This is a genomic window from Brevibacillus sp. FIR094 (assembly GCF_050477165.1).
In the GTDB taxonomy this organism is placed as follows: domain Bacteria; phylum Bacillota; class Bacilli; order Brevibacillales; family Brevibacillaceae; genus Brevibacillus.
In genome coordinates, this window is sequence record NZ_JBEAES010000012.1 from 65,613 (window position 1) to 77,620 (window position 12,008).

Genomic DNA, 12,008 nt, shown 5'->3' on the forward strand with positions numbered 1-12,008 from the left:
TCAAAAATGCCACTCCTCATCATAGCCGACGAGATTACTCGGGTCAACTAGACAAGTTGTGGCATCATGTGCAAGGTGGCAAAAACGGTCATTTCCGTTTTTGCCGCGGATGTTGGATATCCCTCAAGCCCGCATGAAAATCTTGAGCCATTTCTACATTTTGTAGTGACGTTTCTTTCTCCAAATCGTCTTGAAAATCAACAGACAAAAACTGCCGATTCAATCCTTGCGCAAATGTTTCCTTCTTTGACTGTCTCACGATGAATTCCTCCTGAAAAGCTGCGTGCACTAGCGTCTAGTAAAATCTAGTATTGCCTTGCCAGCTGAAAAGCAATCATGCAGAACTTTGTCGTTTTTTGCAGGAAAAAGCAGGAGAAATAGCGAAGTGATTATTTTGGTAAAAACATGCAAGATCGCAATGAATTCAAAAAGCTACGTATTTCGGAAAGGATGTCTATCGTGTTTGTTCGTCAAAAGATCCTGATGAGTCTCCTGACTGTCGCCTGTGCCATTTCCCTCCCCGTTTCTGCAGCCTGGGCCGCCGGTTCTGTTCAGGTCACCGTGGACAAGCTCAATGTCCGTTCAGGTCCCAGCCTCCAAGACGCTATCGTCTCCACACTGCCGAACAAAACTGTGCTGCCTGTCATCTCCACCAAAAATGACTGGATTCAAGTAAAGCTTCCGAACGGTCAAAGCGGTTGGGTAGCGAACTGGCTCGTCAGCACACAACAACAGCAACAGAAACCAGCAACATTATCTGCCAAGCAAGTGGAGAGCACCACAACGAATCTCAATGTTCGTTCTGGACCCGGTCAGACATATGCAGTCGTACAAACAATCAATCCAGGTACGCGCTACCCCATCGTGCAAACGAATGGCGAATGGCTCCAAATTCAACTCAACGCAGGAACAAAAGGCTGGGTCGCAAACTGGCTTGTAAAAGAAGTAGGTACGGGACAAGCAGTTTCTCCTCCCTCTACAGGTAGTACACCCTCAACGACCAATCCAGCGGGCACTGGCTCACAACCGAAGCCTCCTGCCGAACAAGGAGCCAGCCTAACCTTGGATTTCGCTCCGTACGTATACGCCACGCCAGATGCCAGTACACCTGCAATCGGTCAACTACATGCGGGCGAGAAAATCACGGTCATGAACAGACAAAACGGTTGGATTCAATTCCCTTACGATGGAGTCAATGCTTGGCTCTCCACCGATCAAACCAACCCGAACACAGGTCAACCGACCCTGCCCGAAAATGGAAATGGAAATGGAAACACGCAACCTCAGACTGGACAATCATCCTCTTCAAGTCAAACCGCCACAGTAAAAACGGACGGATTGAATTTGCGCAGTGAACCGAACACAAGCAGTGCCATTCAAACTACATTTCCCGTCGGAAGCAAGCTGACTGTTTTGGAAAAACAAGGAGACTGGTACCGCATCAAAGCGGCGGACGGAAAAACTGGCTGGGTGGCAGGCCAGCACATTACGGTGGACCAACCAAGCATGCCTACACCAAGTGGCCCATACGTGACGATCATGAATCCAGATACCAATGTTCGTTCTGGTCCGAGTACCGATCACGATGTTATCAAACAGGTACAGCCTGGCGAGAAATATGGGATTGCCAATAAATCAGGCGAGTGGTTCCAAGTAAACTTCCCTGACGGCTCCACAGGCTACATTGCAGGTTGGCTCGTTTCTGCTAACGGTGCGTCAGCAGTGGTACGCAGTAATGATCTTGTCGGCAAAGTCATCGTCGTCGATGCTGGACATGGTGGCACAGATGGTGGTTCGACTGGCTCCAGCTTCTCTACTTTAGAGAAAACGGTCAATCTGCAAGTATCTCTGCTCCTGCGCAACAAGCTGGAAGCAGCAGGTGCAAAAGTCATCATGACACGGGCTGATGATCGCAAACTGACCCTGCAACAGCGCGTCGACATCGCGATTCAAAATCAGGCTAATATTTTTGTTAGCGTCCATCACAATACGCATCCAAACTCTGCAACGAATGGTTCGATTATTTTCTACTACAACCAAGGTAACTCTAGCAAGCTCGCCTCCCTGGTTCAAACGGAACTGGTGAAAGCGACGAGCTACAAGGACATGAATTATCGGTACGGAGACTATTTCGTTCTACGCGAAAACCCGGTGCCATCCATTTTGGCCGAAATCTCCTTCTTATCCAACTACAACGATGAGATTCGCGCACGTTCCGAGAAACAGCAGGATCTTGCCGCAGACGGTCTATTCAAAGGGATTGTCCAGTACTTTAATACACAAAGCAATCAGGGAGGCTGATCCCTCTCTTACAACCCCCCATGCGAAAGAAGCTGCTCAAGCTCTCTCCTATGGGGGGTTCTTTTATGGCGCATCCGATCGCATCAAGGCAAGGTAGGCAGGAATTCCAAAAGGATTTGCGAATAACATAAAGCATCGAAAGGAGTGATGACGGATGAAAAATAATCACAACATCAGCAAACGTACGGTATGGACGCAGGTGATCACAAGTTAACCTTTAAAAATGGAGTGATTTCTATTAAAACCATGTTTGAGTACAATTGGATGGTTCGTGAAGAATGGCTGAAATGGTGTGAGGATGTTCCGATGGAAGGATTGCTTCGTCCGCGCATCGGTGGTGTCGGGGGTATTTTACACACACTGTTCCATGTTATTGATGTAGAGTGGAGCTGGATTCAAGTCATGCTGGGAAAGCCGGATTTTCAAGAAAGCTTCGACCTTCATAACCGGTTGGAAAAGGTTCGTGAGCTGGAGGCAACTTTTCGCCCGGATGTGCTTCAATTTTTGCGCAATTGGGATGAAAGTATGGAAACAAGATCCTTTCAGGATACGAAGCCAGACGGCAGCATCGTTACGTACACATGGGGTGAAATTATGCGGCACATGATCGCTCATGAAATCCACCATGTCGGACAGCTATCGATATGGGCACGAGAAATCGGGAAAAAGCCGATTTCCGCAAACCTGATCGGCAAAAATCTGATCCTCCCTTCAAACCATTTCATTCATTGACCCGAATCAGTACTGAAACGACAAAAACGATTGCATTCGGCAATCGTTTTTTGTTTTTGACTTCACTCTATGAATTAATACGCCGGGCGTTTCTCCCACAGCTCGACTTGACCGACGATGATTTGCCGTTCAGATGCTTGTAGAGCGCCAATCACCCCAACTGCGATTTCATCATTTGTCAGCCAGCGTGCATGCTCACCTGCAAACGTAAAACCGAGGATGACCCGTCGGTACATACAGAATTCCGATGCAGGCTCTGTCAGTGGATTTTTCCAAGCAGCACTCCCACACACATGCAGCAATTGCCAGCGCTTCTCAGGACGCGACAGTTCTTCCACGATCACAGGCAGTGCATGCGGCGCAGTCGAATGAATCCACGCGACAACCACATCCAACGGCCCTCTCTTCTCTATCAGATCGGCGATAGCTTGACGCAAGCTGTCTGTCTGGTGGTAGTCTTGCGATATCAAATGAATCGACTCTGGATGAGTTGAACCGTCTCTGACACTTCTTAATTTGACTGGATCACGACCAAGTACGGTTACTTGATAACCTTGGCGAGCCAGCCATCGGGAGACCTCTGTAAGCATGCCACTCGCACCTATTACCAATGCTTCTTGCGCCATGGTTTCATTCCCCCTGATGGTTGTCATTTACGATTCCACAATCAGAGTGACAGGACCATCATTTAACAAACGTACGTCCATCATTGCGCCAAAGCGTCCTGTTTCCACCTGGAGCCCTTTTTCACGCAGCTTGGCGTTAAACAGCTCGTACAGCGGTTCAGCTTGCTCTGGGCGCGCGGCAGCCATGAAGTTAGGTCGTCTACCCTTTCTGCAATCGCCATACAACGTAAATTGAGATACGGACAAAATTTGACCACCCTTGTCTAAAACAGAGAAATTCATTTTGCCTTCCTCGTCTTCAAAAATACGCAAGTTCGCAATTTTGTCTGCAACAAATTCTACTTCTTTTTCTGTGTCATCATGCGTAATTCCTACCAGCAGCATTAAGCCGTGATCAATTTGTCCAACGACCTCACCTGCTACGATAACACTCGCTTCTCTCGTTCTTTGTACAACAACCCTCACACTGACTCATCCTTCCTGTTATGTAAACAAGAACACCCAATCCACTAGGGATCAGGTGCTCAATATCCGGCGAACCGAATAAATATCTTTGATGCGCTTGATGCGCTCTACTACTTTCAACAGATGATCCACATTACTAATCGAGATGGTCATATGAATCGTTGCTACTCGATTTTTATCGGACTTGCCACTGACAGCCGCAATGTTCGTCTTTGTCTCTGCCACAACCTGCAATACATCGTTTAACAGTCCGCTCCGATCATTGCCCGTGATCTCGATCTCTACATGGAAATTATGTTTGAAATCGGTATCCCATTCGACATCAATCAGACGCGCTGTACATTCGTCTGTCAATACGTTCGGACAGTCCAGTCGATGCACGGATACCCCACGACCTCTTGTAATGAAACCAATAATCTGGTCGCCTGGGACAGGTGTACAACAGCGAGAAATACGGACGAGCAAATTATCCAAGCCACGGACTTTGACGCCAGACTCACTCTTGGCAGAACGATTTGCTGGATTCGGTTTGACTTCAGGAATGATCGGGTTTTGTTCTTCACGCTCCCGACGGAGTTTGTCTAGGAGACGAGTCGTAATTTGCGAAGCCGTAATGCCGCCATAGCCCACCGCGGCAAACATGTCTTCTGCCCCTTGGAAATTAAACCGGGCTGCCGCTTCCTTCAGGTTTGTTTCCGTCATCGCTTCTTTTACATCAAAGCTGCGCGACTTGATCTCCGCTTCCACCATCTGCTGACCTTTGGCGACGTTTTCTTCCCGCTTCTCTTTTTTAAACCACTGTTTAATTTTATTGCGAGCATGCGCGGATTTGGCCATTTTTAGCCAGTCCTGACTTGGACCATACGAATGCTTAGAGGTCAGGATTTCGACGATATCGCCTGTTTTCATCGCATAGTCAAGCGGTACAATCTTGCCATTCACTTTGGCGCCAATCGTTCTGTTTCCTACCGCAGAGTGAATCCGGTAGGAGAAGTCCAGCGGTACAGAGCCTTTTGGCAGCTCGACTACATCGCCTTTTGGCGTAAAGACGAAAACCGTATCCGAGAAAAGATCCTGCTTGAGACTTTCCATGAACTCTTGCGCGTTCGGAGCTTCTTCCGATCCGCCTTCAATAATCTCCCGCAGACTGCCCAGCTTCTCTGCAAACGAGCCTTGCACGATGCTTTTGCCTTCCTTGTACGCCCAGTGAGCCGCGATCCCGATCTCAGCTGTCTGGTGCATATCCCATGTGCGGATTTGCACTTCCAACGGCTCACCTTTTGGCCCAATCACTGTAGTATGAAGAGATTGGTACATGTTCGTCTTTGGCATGGCAATGTAATCTTTGAATCTGCCTGGCATCGGCTTCCACAGGGTGTGTACGATACCGAGAACCGCATAACAGTCGCGGATGTCATTCACGATGATTCGCAATGCAAGCAGGTCATAAATCTCATTGAACTGCTTGTTTTGCCTTGTCATCTTTTTAAAGATGCTGTAGATATGCTTCGGACGTCCCGAAATTTCCGCCTCGATATTTAACTCGCCCAGCTTTTCTCTGATCGTATCCGATGCTTCATTCAGATAGGCTTCACGCTCCACCCGTTTCTTTTGCATCAAATTCACAATCCGATAATACTGTTGCGGATTCAAATACCGAAGCGCCGTATCTTCCAGTTCCCATTTGACGGAAGCGATCCCCAAGCGATGGGCAAGTGGCGCAAAGATTTCCAGCGTTTCATCGGAAATCTCGCGTTGCTTCTCCTCGGACATATGCCGAAGTGTCCTCATGTTATGCAGACGGTCTGCCAGCTTGATCATGATGACGCGGATGTCCTGTGCCATGGCAACCAGCATCTTGCGGTGGTTTTCGGCGAGCTGCTCTTCTTTGGACTTGTATTTAATTTTTTCCAGCTTGGTCACTCCATCTACCAGGAGAGCTACATCCGGTCCGAACTGCTCACGAAGATGATCAAGCGTAATCTCGGTATCTTCCACGACATCATGCAAAAATCCAGCCGCAATCGTAACGGCATCCATGTGCAGGTTTGCGAGAATCCCCGCCACGGCGATTGGGTGCATAATGTAAGGAACGCCTGATTTGCGTATTTGCCCTTCATGCGCTTTTTCGGCAAGCTGATAGGCACGTGTAATCAGGTCCATATCCGATTGTGATAAATAGGTGCTTGCTTTTTTAACTATCTCATCAATGCCGGTAATCATAGTTCCCTTCCCTTATCCTCTCAGTAAAATAACCTCGTTCGAGGCCTTCTCACGGAGGAGCGACCGCATTATAGCGGAAAGTTTCACCGAAGTATTGCCGGAAGCAGACGCTGAGGCACTTCGTGATGCGCTCCGGAAAGTTTAAGCCTGGACGCATTTCGCACTGTGAAGCACTTGAACTTTCCTATACGTCTAGAAAACTTGGGCTTTGCCAAGCCTTTTGGCGCAGGCGAAGGCTTACTTGCACGTACCATGTCTGTCTATTTCATACTATTATCTTGTATGTCGTTCGTCTTGTAAAGCTGAATTCCCCTGTAAAGTATGTACAGCCGCAGAAAAAAGAAAAAAACGGGCATTTCACCCGTTTTTCCTTGTTGCATCAATTAATATTGAACGAGCGATTTGATAGGAATTTCACCTATTTTGCTACGTCCATCCAAGTAGGACAGTTCGATGAAGAAGGCAGCTCCTACTACTTTGCCTCCGAGTTGCTCAATCAAATTGATTGTTGTCTCAATGGTTCCACCTGTTGCAAGCAAATCGTCTGCAATCAGAACACGCTGACCTGGTTGGATAGCATCTACGTGTACTGCCAGTGCATCTTTTCCATACTCCAGGTCGTAATCCGCCTTGATGGATTCATATGGCAGCTTGCCAGATTTGCGGATCGGTACAAAGCCAATTCCCATTTCGTACGACAATGGAGCACCTACTACGAATCCACGTGCTTCTGGACCCGCAATCACGTCTGCTTGTACTTCACGAGCGAAGACAGCCAAGTCTTGAATCGCAGCTTTATAAGCAGGGCCATCCTTCAACAGAGTAGTGATGTCCTTGAAGCGAATACCTGGCTGTGGAAAATCCGGGATAACACGAATGTATTGTTTAAAATCCATGAAAAATTCCTCCTAAACGGTGGTTGGTTCCACCAATTGATGAAGCGCTTGAATCATTGCATCAGAAGAAGAAAGTAATAAATCCGTAGCAAGCTGTGCCTCTTCCTTCCAATTCGCGTAGAGCATAGAGCTCTCGAGTGGCCTTTTCGCAGTGTTGGTCTGCAACGTGTACTGCTCGGCCTCCTCTACTAAAAACTCTAGCTCCATAAAGATGGCGATCATGCCATCCAATAGATTTCTTTTCCATTGCAGCTTTTTAGCCAATGCATCCATATGGATTTTTTAACAGTTGGCACCTGGACAAAAAACTGGTACAACTGTTTAAAATGATCCCGGCCCGGACAGGAAAGCCGCTCCATTCCCAAGTCCGGATCACCAAACAAACAGTATATACGCTCCGCTTGTTTGAGCAAGACACGAACCACTTCCAATTCGGAACGATGCTTCGGCAAATCATACAAAATCACGTTGGAAGAGGCTGTGATGTACGTCTCCTCTCGACCAACCACGAACAAGGAATTCACCTGATCAATTGTCGCTTTCGCTGCCAATGGCTCATAGCTATCCTCGCGAAACAGAATGGTCACCGAATTTGACTCCGCCATCACTTGCTGCCATTTCTCTATCTTGTCACGACTGCCTCGCCAGTCAAACACTTGCTGGTGTCCAACAGATAAATCACGGATCGTTAGCTGAGGCTTTCGATTGCCGTTCCATTCGTTTACTGACACTTCTCCCAATACGTGAAAACGTGCCTTGGGTGTTACTCTCTTTGTTACATGTGCCCAGTTGAAGCCAATTGCATCCAAAGAGGTTCCCGCTTTGTTCAATGTACACTTCAAATGATTGTCATCTCGCCCAATGGTGCGCATCCCTTGTGTTTCTACTTCTTCTAATAAAACGAGTGGTGTTGGATTCCCCATTCCATATGGGGCGAGCTGTTCAAGTTGCTCCGCTGCGGTCAAGCTGATCTCTTCCATGCTCATCGCAACGTCCACTTTGGTCATCGGCGTGAAGTCTTCAGTGGACAACCACTCTCCAGCGAGCTCGTTTAATTTTTGGCGTAATAAGTCGAGATTTTCTACAGGCAAGGTCATCCCCGCTGCCATTGTATGACCGCCATAGTGCGGTAGCCATTCCTTGCAAGCAGTCAGACCTTCATACATATCAAAACCTGCAATGCTTCTTGCCGAACCTTTTGCCGTTCCTTTTTCCGGATCAATGCCAAGCACAATCGTTGGACGGTAAAAAAGCTCGACCAATCGGGAAGCTACGATCCCTACCACACCCACGTTCCAGCCTTCTTTAGCCAGAACGAGAACATTGTTCTGGTCTGGCGGATACAGCTCATTCACCATCTGTACAGCTTCCTCAGTCATCGCTGCGACGATTTCTTGACGTTCGCGGTTTAAGTCGTCCAGCGCCTGGGCACATTTCTCTGCTTCGTCCATATCCGAAGTCGTCAGCAATTTCACAGCAGATTCAGCCGTCTCCAGCCTTCCGCTTGCATTCAGACGCGGTCCTAACGCAAAGCCTACATGTCCCGCAGATAGCTCGGTATCCGCTAACCCACAAACTCTGATTAAAGCTTGCAGACCAAGGTTCCTAGTATGATTTAAGCGCTTTAATCCTGCTCGAGCAAGAATGCGATTTTCATCTACCAACGGCACCAGATCCGCTATCGTCCCCAATGCAGCCAAATCAGCCAAATGCAGCGGTGGTTCTTTCAGCAAGGCATGCCCCACTTTAAAGGCAACCCCAACTCCCGCCAACATATCAAACGGGTACGAACAGCCGGGCTTCTTGGGGTTAATCACAGCAAATGCCTCCGGGATGATTGCCGGAGGTTCGTGATGGTCGGTTACAATGACGTCAAGACCCAACTGGTTCGCGTACGCTACCTGCTCCACTGCACTGATCCCTGTATCGACAGTGATGATCAGCTTATAGCCGCTATGATGCAGATGCGCCAATGCGTCTTTATGTAACCCATACCCTTCTGTAAAACGGTTGGGAATGTAGTAGTCAAAAACAGCGCCGAGTTGGCGCAGTAGATGTACCATTAACGATGTGGAGCTAACCCCATCGGCGTCGTAATCGCCGTATATGCAAATCGGTTCTTGCCTTTGAATGGCTTGTTGAATGCGATGCACGCTTTGTTCCATTCCATCCAGCAAGAAAGGGTCATGAAACAATTCTGGACCGGCTTGCAAAAAGTCACGAGCCTTTTGTGATGTGTCAATGCCACGTATCACCAATAGCTTGGATACGAGCGGAGTAAGCTGGCAATCTGCGGCAATACTAGCAGCTAGCTGCTCATCATAGGTGGCCAGTTTCCAGCGTGTTTTCGCTTTCAGCATGGGCTTTCCTCCAATCCTCATTCATTATAGTGGATGGAGCACGAAGCTGACAACTGCATAAAACATACCGTTTTATGCAAAACTCTCAAGCGGCTCTAAACTGTACTCAAAACGGCAATAGAAGATAAAAAAACCGCAGGGTTCACCTGCGGTTTCGTCCACCTTTATACTGCTTCTTTTTTCTTTTTCATATTCCGTTCTTTCAGATTCACCCATATTTGGGCTGCAATAAAGATAGAGGAATACGTACCACTCACAAGACCGAACAGCAGAGCCAGGGAGAAGTTGCGAATGCTCTCGCTTCCCAAAACAGCAAGTGCAAGAGCTGTGAAGAATACAGTTGCTACCGTGTATACAGAACGACGCATGGTCTGCCAGAGGGACACGTTAACCAGATGTTCCAGTTCAGGAATCGTTTTGGACTTCATGGTTCTCAAGTTCTCCCGAATCCGGTCAAAAATAACGATTTTGTCGTTAATCGAGTAACCCAGGATCGTCAGAAGCGCAGCGATAAAGGTAATGTCTACCTCCAACCCGAGGATGGAGAACAACGCTATCGGGATAAACACGTCATGCGCCAGCCCCACGACACACGCAATACCGAACAGCCATTGGAAGCGGATCGCGATGTAGATGGCAATTCCCACAGCAGCGATCGCAACCGCAATTCCTGCTTTTTTCACCATCTCTTGCGCAATACTTGGATCAACCGACGAAACCTGTTTACTAACCTGCTCACCATATTTTGCTTTGAGCGCATTTTCCACTTTCATCAGTGTGTCGGATGAAATGGTTTGGTCAAAACGTGTATAGGCCTGATTAGTACCATAAGGAGTGACCTTGCTAAAATTCACCTCTGGAACCTCTTGCTTGATCACTGCTTCTACATCTGCTGGATTGAATTCTTTTCCAATGAACATATCCAAGCGAGTTCCTGCCTTAAAGTCAACACCAAGGTGAAGCCCTTGAAATAGCGTAAACAGAAGGCCGATGATAATAATCGCAGAGGAAAAGATAAAAAACTTCCTGCGATTTTTCACGATGTCAAATCTGACTACAGTATGGTCTTTATCATAGCTCACGGATCTCACTCTCCTTTACCCCGAACCAGAACGGCTTTTTAAACATGTTGGCACGGACAACCAGCCAGAGGAGGAAGCGAGACCCAAACACGTTGGTAATGATACTTACGATAATCGTCATCGCCAATACAACAGCGAAGCCTTGTACGGAGCTCGTCCCGAAAAAGAACAGTACGCCAGTCGCAATCAGTGTCGTCACGTGAGCATCGATAATCGTAACCAAGGAACGACGCTCACCAGCGCGGAAGGCGGAGAGAACGGTTTTACCGGAGCGAAGCTCTTCCTGGATGCGCTCATATGTAATGATGTTAGCATCCACGGCAATCCCGACAGCCAAAATAAATCCGGCAATACCTGGAAGTGTCAGCGTTGCATTCATCCAATCAAGCACAACCATACAAAAATAGGTAAATCCAGCCAAGGTAATGTTCGCAATCATACCTGGCATACGGTAAACAACTACCATGAAAATAAAGATCAGCGCAGCTCCGATATACCCTGCATACAAGGTTTTCTCCAGAGCCAGAGTCCCCAAGGAAGCACCCACAGAGGTTACTTGCTTCTCAACCAGCTTCGCTGGCATCGCACCGGAATTCAGCAGATCAGCCAATTCCTGTGCCGATTCCTGTGTGTAATTTCCAGTAATTTGCGCGCTACCACCAGAAATGACCGATTGAATGGTCGGATTGGTTTGCATCGTCTCATCCAAGAAGATCGCCATTGGCTTGTGCAGGTTTGCACGTGTGGCCTCTTCTAGCTTCTTCGGGTCAGAGAATTTCAGGGTAACGAGTGGGCGTTTCAGCTCGTCATAACCAACTGCTGCCCCGTTTGGAGCCAAGTCACTACCTTGCAACATAATCTTGCCATTTTCATCACGGAATGTCAGATGTGCAGGCTTCCCGATCAACTCGCGAAGCTTGTCCTGATCCGCTGTTTGTGATGCGATTTGAACACGAATCCGGTTTGGCAATTCAGTAGTGGTGACTGGTTCAGCCACGCCACCAATGTTAATCCGCCTTTCAATCATGTGAGCTGTTGATTTCAAAAGCTCGATATCAACTTGGTGCCCAGCCTCGAGAGGCTCTACCTCATACAGAATCTCAAACCCGCCCTGGAGGTCCAGGCCGAGTGTGATGTTTCCTGCCACCTGTTTGGTCGTAGTTGCCACGAGTGTAGCCAATAGCCCGACAACGACCAGAAACAGGAGGAATCTTCCCCATTTTATCATCGTAGTAATACCCCTCTTTCCTAACAGGGTCCCGTCCTAGACGAGAAACCAATATGTCCATTATAACGAAGTACAAAAAAACGTGTCAATTATTG

9 protein-coding genes and 1 pseudogene are annotated in these 12,008 nt (G+C 47.9%); 2 read left to right on the plus strand and 8 right to left on the minus strand.

Going from position 1 to position 12,008, the window contains the following annotated elements; all coding sequences use genetic code 11:
- Positions 1-88 precede the first annotated feature (88 nt).
- On the minus strand, positions 89-259 hold the full coding sequence (locus ACQ5DJ_RS12785) for a hypothetical protein (protein ID WP_429842814.1): 171 nt from the start codon (positions 257-259) through the stop codon (positions 89-91).
- Positions 260-405: 146 nt separating this feature from the next.
- Here ACQ5DJ_RS12785 and ACQ5DJ_RS12790 point away from each other — a divergent pair, with 146 nt between their 5' ends.
- Together ACQ5DJ_RS12790 and ACQ5DJ_RS12795 are read left to right on the plus strand one after the other, a co-directional pair.
- Positions 406-2,301 carry an SH3 domain-containing protein gene (locus tag ACQ5DJ_RS12790; protein ID WP_429842815.1) on the plus strand — a complete coding sequence of 632 codons (1,896 nt, stop codon included), beginning with the start codon at positions 406-408 and terminating at the stop codon, positions 2,299-2,301.
- 237 nt (positions 2,302-2,538) lie between these two features.
- Positions 2,539-3,033: a DinB family protein gene (locus ACQ5DJ_RS12795; RefSeq protein WP_429842894.1), complete on the plus strand. Its 495-nt coding sequence runs from the start codon at positions 2,539-2,541 to the stop codon at positions 3,031-3,033.
- A gap of 74 nt (positions 3,034-3,107) precedes the next feature.
- Here the strand turns inward: ACQ5DJ_RS12795 and ACQ5DJ_RS12800 are convergent, their stop codons facing one another.
- From ACQ5DJ_RS12800 to secD, 7 genes and pseudogenes are all read right to left on the minus strand, one after another.
- Positions 3,108-3,659, minus strand: coding sequence for a short-chain dehydrogenase (locus tag ACQ5DJ_RS12800; RefSeq protein WP_429842816.1), 552 nt, complete (start codon positions 3,657-3,659; stop codon positions 3,108-3,110).
- A 27-nt stretch (positions 3,660-3,686) separates the two neighbouring features.
- Complete coding sequence (gene dtd / locus ACQ5DJ_RS12805; RefSeq protein ID WP_429842817.1) at positions 3,687-4,124, minus strand: D-aminoacyl-tRNA deacylase; 438 nt, start codon at positions 4,122-4,124, stop codon at positions 3,687-3,689.
- Positions 4,125-4,175: 51 nt separating this feature from the next.
- Positions 4,176-6,347, minus strand: coding sequence for a RelA/SpoT family protein (locus tag ACQ5DJ_RS12810; protein ID WP_429842818.1), 2,172 nt, complete (start codon positions 6,345-6,347; stop codon positions 4,176-4,178).
- A gap of 383 nt (positions 6,348-6,730) precedes the next feature.
- Positions 6,731-7,243 carry an adenine phosphoribosyltransferase gene (locus ACQ5DJ_RS12815; protein WP_017247577.1) on the minus strand — a complete coding sequence of 171 codons (513 nt, stop codon included), beginning with the start codon at positions 7,241-7,243 and terminating at the stop codon, positions 6,731-6,733.
- A gap of 12 nt (positions 7,244-7,255) precedes the next feature.
- Positions 7,256-9,603: pseudogene (recJ, locus tag ACQ5DJ_RS12820) on the minus strand (single-stranded-DNA-specific exonuclease RecJ).
- A gap of 164 nt (positions 9,604-9,767) precedes the next feature.
- Positions 9,768-10,685, minus strand: a complete 918-nt coding sequence (gene secF, locus ACQ5DJ_RS12825) for a protein translocase subunit SecF (protein ID WP_429842819.1) — start codon at positions 10,683-10,685, stop codon at positions 9,768-9,770.
- Positions 10,675-11,913 (minus strand): protein translocase subunit SecD, encoded by a 1,239-nt coding sequence (gene secD / locus ACQ5DJ_RS12830; protein ID WP_376898708.1) that lies wholly within the window; start codon positions 11,911-11,913, stop codon positions 10,675-10,677. The genes secF and secD overlap by 11 nt, the downstream gene beginning before the upstream one ends.
- Between the last annotated feature and the right edge of the window lie 95 nt (positions 11,914-12,008).